This is a genomic window from Vibrio sp. 10N.286.48.C11, from assembly GCF_041469805.1.
GTDB lineage: Bacteria > Pseudomonadota > Gammaproteobacteria > Enterobacterales > Vibrionaceae > Vibrio > Vibrio crassostreae_C.
Genome location: NZ_JBFRLK010000044.1, coordinates 46,396 through 68,379, shown reverse-complemented (window position 1 = coordinate 68,379; position 21,984 = coordinate 46,396). Strand labels below are relative to the sequence as shown.

The 21,984-nt window shown below is 45.2% G+C and carries 21 protein-coding genes; 11 read left to right on the top strand and 10 right to left on the bottom strand.

Going from position 1 to position 21,984, the window contains the following annotated elements; translation table 11 throughout:
• Nucleotides 1–13 precede the first annotated feature (13 nt).
• The 3 genes from AB4209_RS12465 to AB4209_RS12455 form a co-directional block, all read right to left on the bottom strand.
• On the bottom strand, nucleotides 14–1,459 hold the full coding sequence (locus tag AB4209_RS12465) for a sucrose-6-phosphate hydrolase (protein WP_372056057.1): 1,446 nt from the start codon (nucleotides 1,457–1,459) through the stop codon (nucleotides 14–16).
• On the bottom strand, nucleotides 1,456–2,415 hold the full coding sequence (locus tag AB4209_RS12460) for an aminoimidazole riboside kinase (protein WP_372056055.1): 960 nt from the start codon (nucleotides 2,413–2,415) through the stop codon (nucleotides 1,456–1,458). Before AB4209_RS12460 ends, AB4209_RS12465 begins: the two co-directional genes overlap by 4 nt.
• Before the next feature lie 195 nt (nucleotides 2,416–2,610).
• Nucleotides 2,611–4,050, bottom strand: a complete 1,440-nt coding sequence (locus AB4209_RS12455) for a sucrose-specific PTS transporter subunit IIBC (protein ID WP_372056053.1) — start codon at nucleotides 4,048–4,050, stop codon at nucleotides 2,611–2,613.
• Between the two features lie 234 nt (nucleotides 4,051–4,284).
• Here AB4209_RS12455 and AB4209_RS12450 point away from each other — a divergent pair, with 234 nt between their 5' ends.
• Nucleotides 4,285–5,271: a LacI family DNA-binding transcriptional regulator gene (locus tag AB4209_RS12450; protein WP_229647940.1), complete on the top strand. Its 987-nt coding sequence runs from the start codon at nucleotides 4,285–4,287 to the stop codon at nucleotides 5,269–5,271.
• 134 nt (nucleotides 5,272–5,405) lie between these two features.
• Here AB4209_RS12450 and AB4209_RS12445 read toward each other — a convergent pair whose 3' ends face one another.
• The 6 genes from AB4209_RS12445 to AB4209_RS12420 all read right to left on the bottom strand — a co-directional run bounded on the left by AB4209_RS12445 (nucleotide 5,406) and on the right by AB4209_RS12420 (nucleotide 13,430).
• Nucleotides 5,406–6,779, bottom strand: coding sequence for a carbohydrate porin (locus AB4209_RS12445; protein ID WP_102320859.1), 1,374 nt, complete (start codon nucleotides 6,777–6,779; stop codon nucleotides 5,406–5,408).
• A 551-nt stretch (nucleotides 6,780–7,330) separates the two neighbouring features.
• Nucleotides 7,331–8,251 (bottom strand): alpha/beta hydrolase fold domain-containing protein, encoded by a 921-nt coding sequence (locus AB4209_RS12440; protein WP_372056051.1) that lies wholly within the window; start codon nucleotides 8,249–8,251, stop codon nucleotides 7,331–7,333.
• 14 nt (nucleotides 8,252–8,265) lie between these two features.
• Nucleotides 8,266–10,146, bottom strand: a complete 1,881-nt coding sequence (locus AB4209_RS12435; RefSeq protein ID WP_372056064.1) for a TonB-dependent receptor domain-containing protein — start codon at nucleotides 10,144–10,146, stop codon at nucleotides 8,266–8,268.
• A gap of 298 nt (nucleotides 10,147–10,444) precedes the next feature.
• Nucleotides 10,445–11,383: a LysR family transcriptional regulator gene (locus AB4209_RS12430; RefSeq protein ID WP_017071654.1), complete on the bottom strand. Its 939-nt coding sequence runs from the start codon at nucleotides 11,381–11,383 to the stop codon at nucleotides 10,445–10,447.
• A 168-nt stretch (nucleotides 11,384–11,551) separates the two neighbouring features.
• Nucleotides 11,552–11,959: a hypothetical protein gene (locus AB4209_RS12425; protein ID WP_017061620.1), complete on the bottom strand. Its 408-nt coding sequence runs from the start codon at nucleotides 11,957–11,959 to the stop codon at nucleotides 11,552–11,554.
• 139 nt (nucleotides 11,960–12,098) lie between these two features.
• On the bottom strand, nucleotides 12,099–13,430 hold the full coding sequence (locus AB4209_RS12420; RefSeq protein ID WP_372056049.1) for a ferric reductase-like transmembrane domain-containing protein: 1,332 nt from the start codon (nucleotides 13,428–13,430) through the stop codon (nucleotides 12,099–12,101).
• 233 nt (nucleotides 13,431–13,663) lie between these two features.
• On the opposite strand from AB4209_RS12420, the gene AB4209_RS12415 reads away from it, so the two are divergent.
• From AB4209_RS12415 to AB4209_RS12395, 5 genes are all read left to right on the top strand, one after another.
• Entirely contained in the window at nucleotides 13,664–14,353 is a 690-nt protein-coding gene (locus tag AB4209_RS12415; RefSeq protein WP_017061618.1) for a flavin reductase family protein, read from the top strand.
• 120 nt (nucleotides 14,354–14,473) lie between these two features.
• Nucleotides 14,474–15,265: a CLCA_X family protein gene (locus tag AB4209_RS12410; RefSeq protein WP_372056047.1), complete on the top strand. Its 792-nt coding sequence runs from the start codon at nucleotides 14,474–14,476 to the stop codon at nucleotides 15,263–15,265.
• A 186-nt stretch (nucleotides 15,266–15,451) separates the two neighbouring features.
• The gene (locus tag AB4209_RS12405) at nucleotides 15,452–15,709 is read left to right on the top strand and encodes a type II toxin-antitoxin system Phd/YefM family antitoxin (protein ID WP_017061616.1); all 258 of its coding nucleotides are present in this window, start codon (nucleotides 15,452–15,454) and stop codon (nucleotides 15,707–15,709) included.
• Complete coding sequence (locus AB4209_RS12400; protein ID WP_017061615.1) at nucleotides 15,699–15,965, top strand: Txe/YoeB family addiction module toxin; 267 nt, start codon at nucleotides 15,699–15,701, stop codon at nucleotides 15,963–15,965. The genes AB4209_RS12405 and AB4209_RS12400 overlap by 11 nt, the downstream gene beginning before the upstream one ends.
• A gap of 31 nt (nucleotides 15,966–15,996) precedes the next feature.
• Nucleotides 15,997–16,320 (top strand): DUF4144 domain-containing protein, encoded by a 324-nt coding sequence (locus AB4209_RS12395; protein WP_372056045.1) that lies wholly within the window; start codon nucleotides 15,997–15,999, stop codon nucleotides 16,318–16,320.
• 115 nt (nucleotides 16,321–16,435) lie between these two features.
• Here AB4209_RS12395 and AB4209_RS12390 read toward each other — a convergent pair whose 3' ends face one another.
• Nucleotides 16,436–17,764 carry an anaerobic C4-dicarboxylate transporter gene (locus tag AB4209_RS12390; RefSeq protein WP_010432780.1) on the bottom strand — a complete coding sequence of 443 codons (1,329 nt, stop codon included), beginning with the start codon at nucleotides 17,762–17,764 and terminating at the stop codon, nucleotides 16,436–16,438.
• A gap of 411 nt (nucleotides 17,765–18,175) precedes the next feature.
• Here AB4209_RS12390 and AB4209_RS12385 point away from each other — a divergent pair, with 411 nt between their 5' ends.
• From AB4209_RS12385 to AB4209_RS12365, 5 genes are all read left to right on the top strand, one after another.
• Nucleotides 18,176–18,835, top strand: a complete 660-nt coding sequence (locus AB4209_RS12385; RefSeq protein WP_010432777.1) for an HAD family phosphatase — start codon at nucleotides 18,176–18,178, stop codon at nucleotides 18,833–18,835.
• A 196-nt stretch (nucleotides 18,836–19,031) separates the two neighbouring features.
• Entirely contained in the window at nucleotides 19,032–19,658 is a 627-nt protein-coding gene (locus tag AB4209_RS12380) for an HD domain-containing protein (RefSeq protein ID WP_017069080.1), read from the top strand.
• Between the two features lie 42 nt (nucleotides 19,659–19,700).
• Entirely contained in the window at nucleotides 19,701–20,216 is a 516-nt protein-coding gene (locus AB4209_RS12375) for an N-acetyltransferase (protein WP_102320853.1), read from the top strand.
• Nucleotides 20,217–20,299: 83 nt separating this feature from the next.
• The gene (locus tag AB4209_RS12370; protein ID WP_017069078.1) at nucleotides 20,300–20,986 is read left to right on the top strand and encodes a DNA-3-methyladenine glycosylase I; all 687 of its coding nucleotides are present in this window, start codon (nucleotides 20,300–20,302) and stop codon (nucleotides 20,984–20,986) included.
• A 193-nt stretch (nucleotides 20,987–21,179) separates the two neighbouring features.
• Entirely contained in the window at nucleotides 21,180–21,914 is a 735-nt protein-coding gene (locus AB4209_RS12365) for a GntR family transcriptional regulator (RefSeq protein WP_372056043.1), read from the top strand.
• Nucleotides 21,915–21,984: the final 70 nt, after the last annotated feature.

The window sequence follows — 21,984 nt, the reverse complement described above, 5'->3', positions numbered from 1 at the left end:
AGATAAGCGGAGGTTAGTTGTCCAACCCTTTAATTGGGTTCATCGAGTGATAAACGGTGTTCACGTCACCAGTCATCGACAATGAACTCAAGTCATCAATGAAGAAACGGCTGGTCATTGTGTGCTTACCGCCATTGATAAAGATTTCGATCACTGACTTATCAACATAAACCTCGATGATTTGCTTGGTGCTCAACCTCGGTGCTTTTCTCACTGAGCCAAACTCTTCCGCGTAGAGCTGAGACATCTTACTGCGATCAAGCATGAACTCCTTTTCTGTAGCACTGAATACGATGTTATCACCCGCAACGTTAGTAAGTGTAAACTCAAACTCGTCAGTATCCGTTTCGAGCTCAACCATGAAGCTGGTTGTATCCAATTCAAGAGCATTTTCAACCACCACAGCTTCACCCTGTAGCGCTTTCAATTCAGGTAAAGCAGACTGAACAAGATAGCCATCTTGGATTTGAAGTTCGCGTGGTAACGACAACATGCCCGCCCACTGATACTCATTAGATGGTGTATCAATCTCAGGCAGACCAATCCAAGCAATCAGAATACGGCGGCCTGTATCATCTAAATAAGTCTGTGGTGCATAGAAATCGAAGCCATAATCTGGCTGCGCAATATCTTGGTGGTTTTCCAGTTCTACCGAATCGAGATTTAGGCGGTCACCGACGATATAAGCCACCGAGTAGATATTTTTGAAATCGTATGGATTTTCGCTAGACACACCTTGTGGAGAAAACAGCATCACCGACTGATTCTCTATTTCAAAGAAATCTGGGCATTCCCACATATAGCCAAGGTTGTTGTAACGAGTTTGAATTGGACCTTTGTGCTGCCAATTCATCAGGTCTCGGCTGCAATATAGCGCCATAGAGCCAGTATTTTGAGGCGTTTGAGCACCCACAACCATCAGATAATCGCCGCCCTGTTTCCACACTTTTGGGTCTCGGAAATGTTCGGTGTAGTGATCGTTTTCGATAACCACGCCGTGCTTTTCTATTTTGCCGTCAGCAGACATCTTGGCAAAACATTGAGTTGGCACTCGCAACCAATTTCCATCGCGCTTGTTACCTGTAAAAAACAACAATGCATTGTCGTTTTCAACCAATGCACCACCAGAGTAAACACCGTGAGAGTCGTAATCTTGGTCTGGGTGCAAGCCAATACCGTGGTCTTCGAAATGAACGAAGTCTTTGGTAGAAAGGTGGTACCAGTACTTCATACCATGGACGGGGCCAACTGGCGTCCATTGGTAAAATAGGTGGTGTTCACCATTAAAGAAACACAGACCATTCGGATCATTAAGCAGACCAAACTTAGGCGCAATATGGTAGCTTGGATAGCCAGAGTCTTGTTTGCGAAGCTCTAACATCGCATCAATACTCTCTAGAGAAATATCTTCTATACGGCGATATCTTTGCTCTACTGTCCAGTTCGAGTTCAAACTCATACACTCTCCTCTACGGCATTCGTATTTGAAGAGTCTTTTTGAATAAACTGAGTAAGAGCTTCTTGCGTTGGAAGTGCGGTCATTGCGCCTTTTTGCGTGGTCGCCAGTGCACCACACCCATTCGCCCACTGAATTGCAGAATCGACGACTTGTTGATTGTTCCACTCATCATCTTGAGAAAGCTTTGCAAGCAAACCGCCAACAAAAGCATCGCCTGCACCCGTGGTATCCACTGGCGTCACTGAGCGACCTGAAATCAACACACCTTGGTTTTCAAATACTCGCCAAACGCCTTTCGCGCCCTGCGTAACCAGAACAAGCGTGTTGTTAAGATCTGCAATGTTAGCCAAGCCTTGTTCCATCGAAGTTGAATCGGTTAAGAAGTCCAGTTCTTCTTCTGAGAATTTAACCACATCCGCCAACTCAACCGCTTTCATGACCACAGACTTAATTTCAGATGGGTTTTGCCACACTTCATCACGAAGGTTTGGATCGAAGCTGATGTAACCGCCCACGGCTTTCATGCGTCGGATGGCTTCGAAGGTGCTGCTTCGGCTTGGTTCATTAGCCAAAGAGATTGAGCAGACGTGCAGCCACTCGTTTTTCTTAAATTCGGGAATGTCTGCAACAGACATAAACTGGTCGGCACTTGGTTTAACCATGAACGTAAAACTGCGCTCGCCTTGGTCATCAAGATCGACCACCACGGTTGACGTGCGTTGTTCAGGGTCCTTCACCAAACGCTCGGTATTCACACCTTCCTTTTGCAGAGTCACTTCCATAAAAGTGCCAAACGGATCGTTACCCACTCGGCCAAAAAATGCGCTTTTGCCTAAAAGGCGAGAAATCGCTACCGCGGCATTAGCAGGAGCTCCGCCCGGACATTTCAATAATGTCGAGTCAGACTCCGGAATGAGGTCGACGACGGCGTCTCCAGTTACCCAAACTTGATTCATCTTTCTTACCTTAAAACTGAAAATCATGACAACCGAAAGCGATGGCAATCGAAAGCAGTAGCAACCAAAAGCAAGGTGACACTTCACGCTGTCATGTAAAAATATAAAAAGGCTAGCTAAGCCAAATCACCTAACTAGCACCCCAAAGCTTAGGAAATGAAGTGAAAAGGGGGGCTTCACTTCTAGGGAGAAACGTTAAGCTGTTGCTTTAATGTTTTGCTTGCTGCGCTCGCGCAGACCTAAAACAACGGTCAGAGCAAAGGCAGTCACGAACGCGATAATCATACCTACCACGTAGTAGCCAATCTTTTCTGGTGATATTGAGATGATGCCAGGAATACCCGCCGCACCCAGTGCTTGTGCTTTCACATTGAACATCGTGATAAACGCGCTTGAAATCGCAGCGGCACAAACCGCAGCAATGAATGGATAGCGAAGCTTCAAGTTCACACCGAACATTGCAGGTTCAGTAATACCAAGCAAGCCAGTCACACCAGAAGGAATCGCGATACCTTTCATTTTCTTATCTTTACTCATGAAACCAACCGCCAGTGCCGCTGCACCTTGTGACACGTTAGACATCGCCGCGATAGGGAAGATGAACGTACCGCCAGTCGTTGCGATATCCGCAAGCAGCTGAGTTTCAATAGCAATAAAGCTATGGTGCATACCAGTAATAACAAACGGCGCATAAATCAAACCAAACACCGCACCGCCAATGAAGCCAGCACTGTTGTATAACCAATTTAGGCCGTCACCAAGCAGGAAGCCGATATCACGAGTAAATGGACCAACAATCGTGAATGTTAACAAACCAGTTATGAAAATCGCCAATAGCGGCGTTAGCAAGTTATCCAGAACCGAAGGAATAACTTTACGCAGCCCAAGCTCAACTTTCGCTAGAATAAACGCAGAAACAAGAACGGGTAGTACTGAACCTTGATAGCCTACTTTCTCGATTTCGAAACCTAAAATGTTCCAAACCGGAATGCTGCCCGACACTGATGCGCCACCGAAGCCCCAGCCGTTAAGCAAGTCTGGGTGAACCATCAACATACCTAAAGCCGCGCCAAGGAATGGGTTACCACCAAACTTCTTACTCGCTGAAAATGCTAATAAAATAGGTAAGTACACAAAAGGAGCATTAGCAAATGTATTGATCATGTTTGCTAAGTCGGTCAAACCCGGATTAGCGTCGATTAAAGATTTGCCATCAATGAATAAGCCTTGAGCCGTCAATAGGTTGTAGATACCCATCAACAAACCACCAGCAACAATCGCCGGAATGATTGGTACAAAAATATCAGACAGGCCTTTCACCGCGCGTTGCAGGATATTTTGGTTGTCAGCACCTGCAGACGCCACATCGTTGGTCGACATTTCCGTCATTTCAGTCAGCTTAGCCAACTCAGCATAAACTTGGTTTACGATGCCTGAGCCAAAGATGATCTGATATTGACCTGCCACTTTAAACTGGCCCTTAACCCCTTCTAGGTTATCAATCGCCTGTTCATCAATTTTATCTTGGTCTGCAACCGCAAGACGCAGACGAGTCGCGCAGTGTGCGAGTGCGGTGATATTACTTTTACCACCTAATAGAGAAAGCAGCTCTTTTGCTATTTTTGGATAATTCATTACATACCCCATTGGATTATCATTTGAGCTTTTGAATTTTCGGGAACGTTTGCAAAACAAATTTTTGCCTAGAAATAACAAATGATCAAAGATAACTGCTCAATAGTGTGAGAATGATCTTCAAATTATCTCCCTAGGATAGGAAGACAGGGTTAAAATCCCCTAATAACAGGTAAATTTGATGCTCTGTTTGCAAACAATCCCAAAACTAAAATTACAATTGGATAATGAATAATGGCTAGTCTTCATGATGTCGCTCGTCTCGCTGGAGTTTCCAAGTCGACGGTTTCAAGAGTAATCAATGATGAGTATGGCGTAAAAGACGCGACCAAGGTGAAGGTGCGTAAAGCGGTTGAAGAGTGTGGCTATCTCCCAAACCAAGTCGCTAAAGACTTAAAGTCCCAAAAAACCAACCTGGTTGGCGTGATTGTTCCTAGGGTTTCTTCCCATGCCACCTCTCAGGGTGTCGATGGTTTAACCGCCGTCTTAGAGCAAGCGGGCAAGCATGTATTATTAGCGAGCACACACCAAACACACCATAAAGAACTTGAATATATTCAGATATTTAACCAGAAGCGTGTTGAAGGCATCATCCTGTACGCGACCCACCTCGACAACCAATTAGTCAAAGCGATTCAAAGCTCTGCCGTACCCGTGGTATTGGTTGGTCAAGACGGGTCAATGTTTAACATCCCAAGCATTGTGCACGACGACACTCGCGTAGGGTTTGAAGCGGGTAATCGCCTCATAGCGAAAGCTTGTAAGCATATGGGATTCATCGGTGTGCAAGGTGATGATATTGCGGTTGATAAGATGAGATCGGAAGGCTTCGCTCAATCGCTTCAATTTAACGACCTCACACTGCAATTTCACGCCCGTGGCGATTTCACCATAGAATCAGGTTACCAACTGGCGAAGCAGTATCTCAAGGAGCACACCAAGCTCGACGGCCTATTCTGCGCCACTGACCGTATCGCAATCGGTGCGATCAGAGCCATTCAGGAAGCGGGGCTCGTTCCAGGAAAGGATATATTGGTGCTCGGTGTAGGTGACGATGAGCTCGCTTCAGTATGCACACCAACGCTGTCTACGTTTAACTATGCGTTTGATAAAGCGGGAGAAAATGGAGCCAAGCTGCTACTCGACCGTATTGAGAAAAAAGGCTTTGAAATGAGCAAGATGGTGTTGACCTTCACCACTATTGACCGAGAGTCTTGCTAGCGATTTATTTCAGAGATCAGGTTATCCCAAGATAAAAAATGCCAACCTTCGAGTTGAAACGATAAGGTTGGCATTTGGTGATGCGACTATCACATCATGAGTAACACTCTCTATCTAAACGATATATCAAGCAATTAGAACCAAGTTTCCATCTGCAGTGCAAACAGAACCTCGCCGCCCTCTCCCATCGTTGCAGCATCTGCTTCAGTGCTGATCGAGTAACCATTTAGGTCTTCACTCCAATCCACATAGCTCACAGCGAAACGCAGTTCTGGTCGGTCAAAGAAACCAGTGCTAGTTGAAAGCTTGAGTGTTGGTGCAACTGTCGCTTTGTAGAAACCGCCGCTCGCTTGCTCTGTCGAGTTGTCTAAATCCATGTATTGCAATGAACCTTCGTAAACCATCTCAAAGTTCTCTGTGAACTCTTGAGCTAATCGAACGTTTAAAGAAGCCCATGTGAACTCGTCATTCTTCTTCAAACGGTCTTGGCTATGCTCTGCCATCAATGCAGGTGCTAAGCGCCAGTTGTCGCCAATGCGAGTGACACCGTAGCTAAACAGGCGAACGGCTTTCGCGTCATCCAGTAGATCACCATTTGAACCGATGCCTTTTAGCTCTGCACCTAGGCCACTACCCACTAACATACCCGTTTTAGAGAAGCCTTCGCTCAGACCAAAGAAGTTGTCTCCATGGTACGCAAACATTGCGTGTACACCGCTTTCAGCTGCGCCATTTAGGCGGCTATCGTTGTCTGCTGAGGTCATACCGCTCAACATCACTTGCCATTGGCCAATACGGTTATTCATGGTTGCAATGTAGTTTTCTACATCTGTTGACGAGCTATCAATCTCACCAAAATCTCGGCCATAAATAGAGAAATTCGCTTTCCAGTTGTCGCTCATCTGAACGTCATAAACGCCCGCACCAGTACCTGATAAGAAGACAATATCCGAATCGAAAAAGTGAATATCAAAGTTGTCGCGATCGAATCGTTTACCCGCCCAAAACGTTGCTTCAGAAAACGCTTCAGATTCAGAGAACATGCTCAGACGGTTCAGTTCTGAATACACTTGTCGCACATTCAACTGGCTTTCGCTGGCAGTCCACTCGTTATTTGTCTCAGTACTGTCGGCCAACATGATGCGAAACAAAGCACTAGAGCCATCGTCTGCAAATCGCTTATGAATCAAGTTCGCTTCAACGTAATGATCATCTTCAACACCAAGACGTCCAATTGGAGCTCCAATGGCACCCGCCGCTGTCATGTAAGGACCAGTACCTGTCGCGCCGTTTAGGTCGTCGTTGATCAATAACCCAGAGCGAGCATAGCCGTGAAACTCAAACGAAGAAGCCTTTTCATTGGCCTCGGTAGAGACCTGCTCTGTTTGTGCAACCCTTTGTTCTAATTCATTAATACGTTGCTCTAATGCTGCAACGTCTTCACTTGCTAATACCGATGTAGTCATTAGCCCCATTGTTACAGCAACCGCTAAAATGTGTCGTTTCATTCTGATGTTCTCACGTTAATTGTTTTGGATCATTTGCAAACGTTCCCAAAGAAATTCGTAAGCACATTTCGGCTTATACTTTTGATGTATAAGCTCTATATCGAAGAAGAAATAGAAATCAGTCGTGTTGATTACTTCACTTTTGTATCTGAGTGGATGATAGATCGATAATTTCGGGAACGTTACCGAAAATGCATAATTCTGATAACTTTGTCACAAGTGAAATTGATTAATGGGCGAAAAATAGTGTATCGCGCACATTGAAGCCTTTATCAAGGTCGTCGATAAGCTAGAGTCAGTTATGAACAAAGCGTGATGAAACACACAATAACCACCACCTTTAACTGATAAATAACTCAATTATCGAAGGTGAACACGGTTTTGTTCGATCTAATAAATGACGATCGAATCATAAAAGGGAAGTTAGAAATGAATCCAGATACTTATGAAAGCTTCCAATAAAAAAGCCAAGTTGAACCTTAGTGATCAACTTGGCTTTAAATGGCTCAATGAATGCTTTCTAGCGCGTTGTAACGTCACAAAAGTAGAGATTATTTAATTGGATAATGTCGCTTTAAAAACGCAATCACATGCGGTACATACTTATCGGTATCAAAAATTGGAGCACTATGACCAACACCCTCCTCGATAAACAACTGATTCTCAATGCCGTACTTGTCCAAAGCATGTTTGAGGATCTGGCTTTGCGCTAAAGGCACTCGCTTATCCAGTGTTCCATGGAACTGAATGTAAGGCGGAGCATCACTGTTTATATAACTGGTCGTTGAAGCTTGTGCCGCTAGCTCTGGTACTTCACTCGGGATATCACCTAAAAAGCGTGACACCGACGACTTTTTACTGGTTGGTCTGTTCCCTTTATTACCTAGTTCCAGCAGGTCCGTCGGGCCAAAAAAGCTTACAACTCCAGCCACTCGATACTTAGGTTCTGAGTAAAAGCTAATGTCACCGCACGTATTACTTGCGCCGACCAATCCCGCTAAATGACCACCAGCTGAACGCCCCATCATAACCACGTTATCGGCGGCAAGATTGTACTTGTTAGCATGGTCATGAAGATAGTTAATAGCATCATTAATATCCGCGACTGGTTTTGGGAAAGTTGCTTCGCCACTTAAACGATAATCGACCGCAGCCAACGCATAACCTTCATCCAAAACAGAATTAAGCAACAACGGGTTTTTAGTCGGAATATCGTCTTTAGTGCCACGCTTCCACGCACCGCCATGTACCCAAACGAGCAACGGATATTTTCCATCAACCTTTGCTTCTGTTTTGGGAAGGTAGAGATCAAGCTTGATCTCTCGTGCTTCTACCGTCTTAAACAAGATGTCCTTTTCTACTGTGTATACCGCATTAGCATTAGCATTAGCATTAGCATTAGCATTAGCATTAGCATTAGCAGCCGATAATCCAACAAATGAAAGCATCAGTAATTTTGTTATCTTTTTCATTATGAACCTCTTATCTAGAATGACGCTTCTGCTGCTAACCAGTAACGACGACCATCTTCAACGTAGCCAAACTCTTCGTAATCGGTTTGTTCATCAAATAGGTTGTAGATACCAGCCATCACCTTAAGGTTCTTTTGCACATACCAGTTGGCACCTAAGTCAACATAAGTAATTGATGGCGCTTCGTATTGTGTTTTTGAACTACTCGTTGTCGGTTCTGACTCTTTGCCACGGTATGTCACTCGTATCCAAGATTGGACATCATCACGTACTTGCCAATCTGCATTTACGGTAACTAAATGCTCAGGAACTTGTGTTAGTGGCTTACCCTCATCTTCACCAGACTGCTTCTCAGTATGTGTATAGGTATACGTCGAACCGACAGAAATCGCCTCGGTAATGCCTTTGTTTATCGTGTATTCAGCACCGTAAGTAATCGCGTCTTCAATGTTCACGTAGGTAGAATCACAACCACGTCGGCCACAGTTAGTGCTCAGCTCTTTCTTGTCGATCTTGTCTTTAAAGTCACTGTAGAATACGGTGATGTTCGAGCTTAAATCGGCATCGCCAACAAAGTACACGCCCATTTCACTGTTCACTGACGTCTCGGCTTTTAGATCAGGATTACCGTAAACCGAGCAGTCGCCACCACAACTTTCTTGCGCCCAACCCGCTTCCATCTCAGTTAAGCCTGGTGCTCGATATCCCGTTGAAACACCGCCTTTCACTGTCCAATATGAGTCGACACTCCACACACCATAAACGCGAGGGCTCAGATGAGACTCGAACACGTCATTTTGATCAAATCTGAGGCCAGTTGTTAGAGCAAAAGAATCGGTGATGTACCATTCATCTTCCGCAAACAGTGACCATTGGTTATTTTTGAAGACATGATCTTCTGCAGAATCTGTCAGCTCCTGACGTGTATAGTTGAAGCCGATAGTTAGGTAGTGCGCCTCAAGCACTGGCATAGACCATTGTGAGTTCAGAGTCAGGTTTTCCACTTCCATTTCTCCGCCTTCATTCTCAACCGTTTCATTGTTGATGTATGAAGTGCCCGAGCCCCAGTCGTAGTTGCCTGAGTGAGATAGGCCCAATGATTGACGATTGTTCACACGCTCAGAATCTGTGGTTTTCGATTTTCCATCCGTCGTCACTCGTTCTTGATCGTGATAGGTGTAATCAAACGAGAAAGTATCGTCATCCGTAGGCGTCAAGTGTAGTGCGCCACGGTAACTCTCTAATGTTTTGCCTCCGTATCCGTAAAGAATCTCATCTTCCTTACGCTCTTGATATAAACCAGAGAAAGAAGCACTCAACAAGCCATCAATAAGAGGGCCCGCTAGATGCACTTGGCTTTGATATGAATTGCCCGAGTCTGAGTTCTCTTGCAGTGTTGTTTCACCACGTACGCTGCCATACCACTCTTGATAATCTTTACGAGTGATAATGTTGATCACACCGCCAATCGCGTCTGAACCGTAAAGCGTCGACATTGGGCCACGCACGACTTCAACTCGCTCAATCGCGCTTAGAGGTGGTAGCCAATCTTGCTCAAAGCCACCACTGCTGTTTTGTTGTGTTTCACGGCCAGACTGCTTGCGTCCATCGACCAAAATCGCCGTGTATTCTGCAGGCATACCACGTATTGAAATGTCTTGGCTCGAACCACCACCTGTCACTATCACACCAGGTACATCACGCAGCGCGTCTGTCAGATCTTTATACGATCGGTTTTCCAGCTGCTCACGAGTAATCACGCTGATCGACGCTGGCGCTTCAGTGACAACCTGCTCATAACCAGCTGCTGTCACAACCATGGTTTCCATAGTCGTCGCTTCAATGGTCAAAGCTTCGGTATCAACTTGATTTACTTGTTCGTTAGCAAAGCCCATCACAGGGAATACAAAACACGCAGCAGCTATAGACTTAGAAAGGGGGGAACGAGTAAACGTTTGAATAGTGTTCATCTTGGCTCTACTTAAATTGAGATTGCATTTAATAATCATTCTCAATTAGAGCGGCGTAAATCATTCGCTTCAAGCATAATGCTATCGCCAAAATAGAATATCGCTATCCGCCAGACGGATAGTTACCTTCACCTTATGCTTGATATGAAACTGATGATGTTGCGAATAACGGCTCTCAAATCACTCAGACTTCGGTGCTTACTTAACTAGAAGTCACTCTCTTTTAAGAGTACGTATCTTTGCCTACATAGAGGTCTTTGAATATTTCACGTACCCATTCACACATCGGGTCATCATGAAATCGCTTGTGCCAGTACAAATAAACTTCTTGAAAGCTCAAGTGGAGTTCTTCTGGGACTTCTCTGGTGATCAGGCGGGGATCATGACACGCTGCTTCTGCAAAAGGTGTTGGAAGGTGAAAGATGATGTCGGTTTCAGCAGCAATACTTGGCGCCGAGCTGAAGTTACTCAACTGCACAGGTGCAGACAGGCGCTGCTTTTTATTGGCTAAACCGAGTTCTTGGTATTTGTGTTCGAAAGAGAGCCTTTTCTCACCTTGTAGAGAGACTTGGCCAAAATCATATTCCGCCAGCTTTTGTGGGGTCAGAGTTTCATTCGCCAATGGGTGCTCTCGGCTCATCAACAAACGGAACGTGCGCTTCGCCACTGTCATACGATAGATATTTTGCTCAGCAGAAGGCGGCTGATGCGAAGATAAGGCAAAGTGCACATCACCTGCGACCAAGGATTCGAAATGACGCTTGGGCGCAGAATCTAAACTCACGATCATGTTCGGCGCTTCTTTGCGGATCTTAGCGATCACCTTGGGCATTAAGGTATTAATTTGAGGCAGTAAGCCATAAAATTTCACAGTACTATCAACCTTGCTTGGGTCAAACGACTGCTTATGAACCAACTTTTCCAGGTTAGTAATAACGGTGTTGATATCGTTTTTAATCGACTCTGCTTTTGGGGTCAGCTCATAGCCATACTTCTTACGTACCAGCAGCTCATCATCAAAGAAGGTACGCATTTTTTGTAGCGTACGACTTACCGAAGACTGGCTCATGTTCAGAGACATTGCGGTATTAGAGACGTGTTTTTCTTCGAGTAAATGCTTAAGAACGAAAAGAAGATTCAGGTCAATCTGGGAGAGGTTCATGAGTGCGTCACCAAAATAATGAGGGCATCGTTGAGACAATACGCCGCGCTCAAACCACGGCAATGCATATCAATGATTGGGGTTCAAGATACCGAGTTAACGGCTCTGCGAGCATGATTTAAAGTTCAATAGAAAAACGACTAAATCAAAAAATAGAAATAGAGATCGCTACTTTCTCTTCCCCTGCTCCACCAACTTTTCATTCCATGCCGTATTGCCGTCACGCTTAGTCACGTCATACTCTGAACAGAACTGAGATATGGTCATATTGTTATCGCCAGTGGCAAGCTTGAGAGCCAACTGAACTTGTTGAAGCTTGCTTTGCAGTCGCAAGATTTGACCAGCATTTGGGCTTTTCTCTTTGGCGTATTTTAAAGCCGCATGCTTACGTTCTGCCGCGCCCGCTCGGCGATCTGCTTCTGATAACAGATACTTGAGTTGAGCAACACTCTTGCCTTTCTTGAAGGCAGGATCAAGCAACTCAACGCATTCATCAAACGATGGATCGATAACGTATGGGTCAACTTTATGAGCTTGTTGGCGCATCCATTCGAGTGCGAGTTTTTCATCTGACATAATTACATCTTTACCAAAGAAACAGCCCTATATGGTATCGCTCAATAGCAAACCGCTGCAATAACAAATTGAGTGACTTTACGCCTTTTTACACTGTGCCGATTGACTAATTTAACAATCACAGCTCCAATAGTTGGCTTTAACGCATCACAAACAGCTCTTCGTGGTAGTGCTTTTCAATATCAAATTGATAGGTGTCTAATTCTTTTTTCAGTGATGTAGAGAACAACTCCGGCCCGCAGAAATACATCTCGTACTCGTTGAGGTCGCCACATTGATTGACAATTCTTCCGGCGTTTAGCCGCGGTGAGTGCAAGGTATCTATCACGGTCAACTTCACACCAACCGCGTGTGCTAGGTGCCACAACTCATCGATTAATTGCTTATCAACACCGCGAGTACAATAAAACAGTTGAATACGAGGATGATCTCGTTCTGTTTTGAGCGCTTCAAGTGTTGCAAAAAACGACGCTATCCCGACACCACCAGCAATCCAAATTTGTGGCTTGCTTAGGTCAAAATAAAGTCGACCATAGGGTCCTTCAACCGTAACCGCATCGCCCGCTTTCACTCGTTCATATAGGCCATTAGTAAAATCACCCAGCTCTTTGATCAAAAAGTGCAGCTCTGGATCATCACTGCCAGAAACAATGGTAAACGGATGCGGGTCTTCATTACCGAAACGCAAGTACGCAAACTGCCCAGCTTTGTGACCTTGCCAAGATGCCTCCGGTTTTAACACCAGCTCCATCACTTCAGCTTGTGGAAAATAGCGAGTCGAGATAATCTTCGCTGAGTGACGATTACGACGCCCAACCAAGCCCAACAAACTGTAAATCGCTGCGATAGACCCAGCCAAAGCAAATGCCACAGTTAGATAATAAATAGGTTCTCCCCAATACGCTCGTTTAAGCAGGATTACTGAGTGGAAAGCGATAAACAGGTACGCAACCGACATCAGACGGTGCGACAATTTAAACGGTTTGTACTTCACTGCCGCCCATAGTGACGCCACCAGTAAAATGAGCAACAAGTAGAAGCCCCACTCGCCAATACTCTGAGCAATACCGCGTAATTCATTGACCCATAACTCCCATCCAGTCAAAACAGCTTGCGGCCCTGAACCATCGTGTCGAACAGGCTTATCTAACACACCAGACACCACCAATGACTTAGGTATTTGGTACCACAACCAGTGTGTCACACCCAGTGCAACACCACCGATACCGAGCCATTTATGGACTCGATATGCTTTATCCATACCTTTCAGCCAATTCTCAACCATAGGCAAACGCATCGCCAAGATCATTGTGATGGACATTAACACCAGAGACAAAATACCTGAGTACTGAATCATGGCTGAGCGCCATTCAAAGACATCGCTTGAAGCGAATAATTGCGGTTCCATCGCAAACCAAAAGGCTGACATTGTGGCAATCATTGCCCAAATGATATTGCGGACTGTTTTCATTTTTTAACACTCATAAAGACGACATCATTACTTTAGCTCCTGTGATGTAAAGGGACGTCAACGCGCGTAAATCTATGCAAAGGATCTCGTTCATTGTGCTGTAGCAGAGATAAAAGAGACAAACTGCCCACGGCCAATAAGCGCTCTTTGATCGATAAAAGCGGATTCTTCGTACATATAAGTCCGTTAGTGAGCATGCTCGAAGATAACAATAAATGAGAAGAAGAGAAGATATGAAGGACATGACCCTTTCTAAACAAGATATCCAAACAATGGACCCGCGCCACCGCATTCGTTTGGTTAACTCCCTATCTGGATTTAAAAGCGCCAACCTAATTGGTACTTGTGATAAACAGGGGCTTGAAAACCTTGCGATAGTGAGCTCTGTCATTCACCTAGGGTCTGATCCCGCGCTGCTTGGTTTTATTGTTCGCCCAGATAAAAGCCGACGTCATACGCTAGAAAACATCCTAGAAACTAAGTACTTCACCGTTAACAGCATTGGTGCTGACTTTGTTAAAAAGGCCCATCAAACCTCGGCTCGCTACCCTAAACCAGTCTCAGAATTCAACGCGGTCGGCTTAACGGCCTATTATGACGACACATTCCCCGCTCCCTTCGTCTTGGAGAGCAGTTTAAAGATAGGGTTAGCGTTCAAAGAACAGATAACAATCGAAAGCAATCAAACGCAAATGTTGATCGGTGAAGTTATAACGATTCACGCACCCAAACGCGCCGTGATGCCGGATGGCTACCTTGATTTAGAAGCGTTGGATTTGGTCACGGTATCAGGGCTTGATAGCTACCACGTAACTCAAAGACTGCACCGATTAAGCTATGCAAAACCACAACAGCCACTCTTTCCACTCACTCGTGAAGGTAACCCAACTTCATGGGAAGCTTTCGAACTCAATCTAAACTAATTTTGTTCGGCAATTTGCTATCAAAAGTGCTAACGTCCTTTAATTCCAAGAGATGCATCTCACACAGGCGCATCTCACTGAGCACACTATTGATTCTTACGTCTGTTTCCAAGGACCCTTTTGAAGTTAACTCACTTTAAATACAAAACGCGCGAAGGCCCAGACTACCGACATGGCGATCAGGTGTCATTCATGGACATCAAACAAACCTTCAGTATGGGCAGCATTCGTGTGGGTGCTTGGGTGACGAAAGAAGAAAAAGAGTTGGCCGCAAATCTGATATTCGATTCGCTAGCCGACTTGGCTTACATCTTGGCTTTGCCACCAGAAGCGATTGGCCTTCGCGGCACATTAGGCTTAGCGTTCGGCAGTGGCGGCAGAAAAGGCGTACAAGCACACTATGCCCCGAACCAACGAGAATTAGCCCTCGCGAAGAATGCCGGAGCTGGCGCGCTCGCTCACGAGTTTTGGCATGCATTTGACCACTATATCGCTGAGAAAGCGTTTGAAATCGGCGATACCTCTGGCCCTCGCAAGCAGATCCTGTTCGCCAGCGACTGTTGGTTGCACGATAGAACGGTGCGACCTCATCCATTAAACGAAAGTTTGATGTCTCTGTTTGATGCCACACTGCTTAGCGACAATAACTTGGACAAACACGATTATGTGGCTCGCAGTGTGATTGCCGACAAAGCGATGTCTGCCCGTTACTTCTCACTACCCACAGAGATGATGGCGCGCGCTTTTGAATCCGTGATTGAATCGTGTTCCTATATCAAGAACGCTTATCTAGTGGATGGCACAACCAAGCCTGATATGTACCCCGTGTATCCTGATATGGCGCACCGAGAACAGATATACCAAGCCCTGCAAGGTTACTTCGCACCATTAGGCCGATCTTTGAGTAAATAGCATTTTGAGTCAGTAACTCTCTGCATATTTACAATGAATGACATGTACCATAAGTTGATCATGTGTAACCTCTGATATAACATGTACAACAAGCGGAACATGTAGAATAGTTAATTCATGAATGATTAACTATTCTGTGTATATAGAAAGATTAAACATATCCAAAAACAACAGGGTAAATAAGTGATGAATATTGTTTCTTTTACTGAGGCCAGAAATAGCCTTAAGTCTGTGCTCGATAGAGTGGTAGACGATTCTGATGTTACGGTAATAACCAGACGAGATTCCGAAGATGCAGTGGTCATGTCTCTTGATCATTTTAATTCAATGCAAGAAACCTTGTACCTAATGAGCTCGCCTAAAAACGCTGAAAGATTGGCTGAATCTATTGCTCAACTCGAAGCCGGAAATACAACCGTTCGAGAATTGAATAATGACGAATGATCGAAAGATTGTATTTACAGATAATGCTTGGGAAGATTACCTATACTGGCAAACCCAAGACAAGAAAACGCTCAAGAAACTAAATAAGTTGATTGAAGCCGCCAAAAGAACGCCCTTTGAAGGGATTGGAAAGCCGGAGCCACTAGTCGGCAACCTGTCTAGCTTTTGGTCAAGACGAATCGATGACAAGAATCGATTAGTGTATAAAGCAGATGACGATAACTTTTATATAATTGCTTGTCGTCACCACTATTAAAAGCAGTAAGCAGCACATAGAAAGGGCAGTAATGATCAGTTGGCCATCTTTGGTAAAACTCGACGGTGACGATGAGCTTATTTACGTCGCGTCAGAACAAGATTTTCAGGCAGAATGCTCAGACATGATCTTGGGTGAAGATGATTACCTCATCGATTCTGAAGGTAACAGCTACGCACTTCAATCGATATCAAATCAACTGTCTCTAGCGAAACGGCCTGAGCAATATTCAGTAGAAAGCGTGACCAAACTGATTCGAAATCACGAGTTCCAGAAAGCCGAAGTGTGCCTAATGAAGATCCACTTCCTAACTATCGAAGAAGCGATTCAGTCTTTGGCTTTTGAGGCTCGCTAATACTGCTTAAGAGCTCGTATCAAAGCGAATCCCCAAGACAGATTAAACAAAAACAGCGCCAATTCAGGCGCTGTTTTTGTTTGTTGTCTTAGCTATCTCAAAGAAAGCTAATACATTAAGCGATAAAAATCTGTGCCAGTGCGTAGCCTAAGCAACATGCGCCTACTACACCGATTAAACCCACCGACATGAATGAATGGTTGAAGTACCACTTACCAATCTTGGTGGTGCCAGAGACATCGAAGTTCACCGTTGCGATATCTGATGGGTAGTTCGGGATGAAGAAGTAGCCGTAAACCGCTGGCATCAAGCCGATAAGCAGGGCTGGGTCTAGTCCTAATCCAAGGCCAACCGGTAGCATCATACGTGCAGTTGCTGCTTGAGAGTTCACCACAACCGATACGATGAATAGCGCTAGAGCAAACGTCCACGGGTAGTTGGTCACCATTTCCACGATGCCAGATTTGAACTGAGGCATTGCGTATTGGAAGTAAGTATCCGACATCCAAGCGATACCGAAGATCGCAATCGCCGCCACCATACCCGATTTGAATACCACACCGTTTGGCACATCTCGCGGGTCAGTTTTAGTCGCCAGCAAAATGATACCGCCGAAGCAGAGCATCATCATTTGGATGATCACCGACATCTTGATTGGCTTGTCGCCGTCAACGATGGTTCTGATCTCAGGCACCATCGCCACGATAACAATCACCACAATCGACAATAGGAAAATCAAAACCGCATTACGAGCCGAGGTTGGCAGCACTTCATCCAAAGACGTCGCAGTAGTGCTTTCGATACGCTTTTTCCACTCAGGATCTTTTAGACGAGCTTGGTATTCAGGATCGTCATTCAGTTCTTTGCCGCGTTTCAAGCTGTACAAAGAAAGCAAAAACGTACCAAATAAGGTTGCAGGTACCGTCACCATCAAAATGGAAAGCAGAGTAATAGAATGTTGAATATCAGAAAGCTGCGCGAGGTAGTACACCACAGCGGCTGAAATTGGAGATGCGGTAATAGCTAGTTGAGACGCAACAGACGCAGCCGCCATCGGGCGCTCAGGACGAATACCATTCTTCAACGCAACATCGCCGATGATTGGCATAATTGAGTAAACCGCGTGGCCTGTACCCAATAAGAATGTCATCGAGTAAGTCACGAACGGTGCAATCAAGGTAACGCGTTTCGGGTTCTTTCTTAGCACCCTTTCCGCCACTTGCAGCATGTATTTCAAGCCACCTGCCGCTTCGAGGATCGAAGCACAAGTAACAACGGCGAGGATGATCAGCATTACGGTGACAGGTGGAGACGTGGGTGGCATCTTGAAGACAAACACCTCGATAACCAAACCAATACCAGAAACAACCCCTAAGCCAATACCGCCATACCGAGACCCGATATAAAGGACGACTAATAAAAATAGAAACTCAAAATACAACATAAGCAACCCTGCTAAAAATATGGACTAATGTTATTTTCTCCCTAAGCTCAGCCATTTACTTATTGCTTGGTCACACTATGATTGCAGGCTCCCGGTAATTGTTTTTTATAAGATTATGGTCACGCTAACACGCCCGTAAGTTTATGAAATGTAATAAGAAGCCAGACTCACAAGCTAGATTTGTTATGTGGAATAATCATAATTGTTTCTGTTAGATCTGGATGGCCTATAAAATATCAGGCTCATAACTGAACGATATCATTCAACCCGTAATCAATCATACTTAAAGTCATTCAGAAGCATATTGCCGAGCCGATTGGATACATTCTTACTGAACGTTGACTCGCCTATCACTAGACACTATGTCAAAATACCCGCCCTCACGACGACAACACAGAAAGAACCACGTATATGAATTTTCAAGCTGCTATTTTTGATATGGATGGACTGCTGCTCGACACCGAGCGACTTTGTATGCAGGTATTTGAAGAAGCATGTCACGCGCAAGGTGTTCCGTTTTTGCAGGATGTTTACCTAGGCATCATTGGCTGTAACGCAAAAACCATCGAACAGATTTTTCGAAACGGTTACGGTGAAGGGCTAGATTACCCAGCGCTGAATAATGAATGGCGCACCCGCTACAGTGCAATTGTTAAAAACCAAGCAATCCCAGTAAAAGATGGCGTGATTGAACTGCTTGAATGGCTAAAATCGAATGACATTCCAATCGCGGTGGCGACCTCCACTCAGCTTGATATCGCGAAGAAGAAGCTTGAGCTGGCTGGCCTAGATTCTTACTTCACTTCATTAAGCACAGGCTGCGAAGTGACTCACGGCAAGCCTCACCCAGAGATTTACTTGCTGGCGGCTGAACGCCTAGGTGTTGCGCCTGAAACCTGCCTAGCGTTCGAAGATTCGAACAACGGTATTCGTGCATCAATGGCAGCGAACATGATCAGCTTCCAAATTCCAGATTTGGTTGAGCCTTGCGAAGAAGTTAAAGCGCTTGGTCACACGATCAGCCCGTCACTGCATCATGTGTTAGCGCAGCTTCAACAAGCTGCAGCTTAAGCTCTGACTGCCGTTGATAATGCTTTTATCAACGTAGACAAGCCCCTCTATTAAGCCGACTCACAGAGTCGGTTTTTTTGTTGGTATTCCTTTTATAAAAGATAAAAACTCGCGCTTGAAACTGTTAAAGTCGATGTGAAATAAATGCTAGGTGATCAACAAGATTGCTAACGTCTACATAGGGAGAAAGAGACGCGTGAAGGAAAAGTTTGAAGACCAACTGCTTGATTTTGCACAACGAGAAATGACACAAGATGCAGCACACGACATTAGCCACATTAAGCGCGTAGTCAAAACCGCTAAGGCTTTGTGTGCTCAAGAACAGGCTAAGCTTGAAGTCGTTTTACCCGCCGCTTACCTTCATGATTGTTTCACCTTTCCTAAGAACCATCCAGACAGAGCCAAAAGCTCGCAAATGGCAGCAGACAAGGCGATCTCTTTCCTCAAATCTATCGACTATCCCGCGTCCTATCTTGATGAGATCCATCATGCCATTGTCACGCACAGCTACAGCGCCAACATCACACCTGAAACCTTAGAAGCTCAGATAGTCCAAGATGCCGATCGCCTTGATTCGCTCGGAGCAATTGGCATCGCTCGCTGCTTGTATGTGGGTCAGAGCTTTAATGCCGAGCTGTATAACCACGAAGACCCGTTCGCTGAACATCGTGACTTAGATGACAAGCATTACAGCGTCGACCACTTCTACGTGAAGCTGTTTAAGCTAGCAGAAACCATGAATACAGAATCAGCCAAGTTAGAAGCCAACAAGCGCACCGATTACATGCGTGGCTTTCTTGAGCAGTTGGGCACGGAAGTTTAGCGGTTTAGAAAAAGAGACACGCGATAAGGAAGAGACAAGGATATGGAAATAAACCGCTTTAAAGCCTCCGATGCCAATGAGATCGTCACTTGGTTCACATCACTCGAAGACTATGTACTGTGGGGCGGACGAACCTTTGGTTGGCCGTTAGAAGCCGCCTCCATCATCGAACGCTCTCAAGAGCCTCAAGTTGAGCTATATACCTTCTCTGAGTCTAGTGCTCTCTCTGAACTGAATTCGAACGGCAATAACTCAGAACTGATCGGGTTTATGGAGTTTCAACGTATGTCAGACAGTGAACTTCGATTCTGCCGAGTGGCCATTCACCCAAACCAACGAGGCAAAGGGTTTGGGCAATCCATGATAGAAAGTGCATTAGACGCTGCGAAACAAATCCCTGATGTCACCACCATCAGCTTGGCGGTCTTTCAACAGAATATCGGAGCAAAACGTTGCTACGACAAAGCTGGCTTTCAAGTGGTCGACAAAGAACCCAAGTTCAAAGAATTCAATGGCAAAACCTGGCCTCTATATCAAATGGAATTAAAGCTTAGCTAGTTCGTTTTAATTACTAGATTTGACCCCATATCATTAAGCATTGGCTACATACTCAAGATACACAGATGTAATTTGGAACCTTCATGACCCAAGAAAAATTCGATACTATTTACCAACGTGCAGCTCACCGCAAAGGCGGAGCGGCCGAACTCGAAAAAATTATTCGTGCGCCCCTTTCACAAGCCGAGCTATCACAAATCACCGACGATCGTTGGCTAGCCGCCTTTACTGAAAAAGTATTCCAGTGTGGTATTTCATGGAATGTAGTGAGGAAGAAATGGCCGCAATTTGAAGAAGTGTTCTTTGAATTCAATATCGAAAAAATGCTGATGCTGCCGAATGAAATGTGGGAACAAAAAGCGCAAGACCCGCGTATTATTCGTCACCTTACTAAGGTGATGACCATCCCTGCCAATGCCACCATGATTCACAACGCCAAGCGTGAGGCCGATTCGTTCTCGCAAATGGTTGCCGACTGGCCATCAGAACGCATCACCGAACTTTGGGATTATCTGAAGAAACACGGCAAGCGACTGGGCGGTAACACTGGCGCTTACACCTTACGCCAAATGGGCAAAGATACCTTCATCTTGTCATCGGACGTTGAAGCGCATTTGCGCAGTACCGATGTGGTGGATAGCGGTCGTAACACCAAGCGAGCACAAGTCGCGGCGAGTAAGGCTTTCAACGAATGGCAGCAGCAATCAGGTCGTAGCCTCAGCGAAATCAGCCAGATCGTGGCATACAGCTGTGGCGACAACCGCGTCTAGTTCAAGAAGAATGGCTTAAAGCTTTAGATTGCACACAGTTCCCCGCAAACTAAATGTTATAAGTCATTAACAAATAAGCGTGCATCGCACTTTCATCCAGTGGCATTGTATAGATAAATGTATACAATATAGAGTAATACTCATGAATTATTCTCGACCAAGCCAACTCGACTAAACAAGGGTCCTTATCTCTATGACAGTTCTCAAAAACTCTGTCTCCAAAGGTGTAAAAACGAAAGTAACAGGCCAGACTCAAGACGATGTTGTTTACTGCCATATCTTCGACGCGATACTAGAACAAAGGCTGCCACCAGCCACCAAATTAAGCGAAGAAGCACTAGCAGAAATCTTTGGCGTTAGCCGTACTATTATCCGCCGTGCCTTGCTGCGTCTCTCCTTAGAACAAGTTGTGGTGATCCGTCCTAACCGAGGTGCAGTGATTGCTGCGCCAACGGTAGACGAAGCCAAACAAATCTTCAAAGCACGTGAAGTGATGGAAATTGCGATCACTGAGCTAGCGGTTAAGAACGCAACCAAAGCCCAAATCGACGAGTGTAGAAAACTGGTCGCGAAAGAGAACTGCGCCTTTGACCAAGGTGACTATGGTTCTGGCTTACGTTTATCTGGTGAGTTCCACATCAAACTGGCTGAAATGGCTGAGAACGCGCCACTGCTGGCTTTCCAACGCAGCTTGGTATCGCAAACTTCACTGCTGATCGCTCAGTACGAAACGGGCAACCACTCGAACTGTTCTCTAGACGAACACTCAGGCTTACTGGATGCGATAGAGTCAGGCAATGAACAACAAGCCGTAGAGTTGATGCAAGAACACCTAAGCCATATTCGTTCGAAGCTCAACCTAGACAGCAGCACAGCTTCTAGTGATCTGCATGTCGTGTTCTCAGATCTGCTTAAGAGTAAGTCATAGAAGATTCAACAAGCGCTTAATAACCATCCGTTAACAGCTTTTTGTTAACAGCTTTTTGTTAACAGCTTTT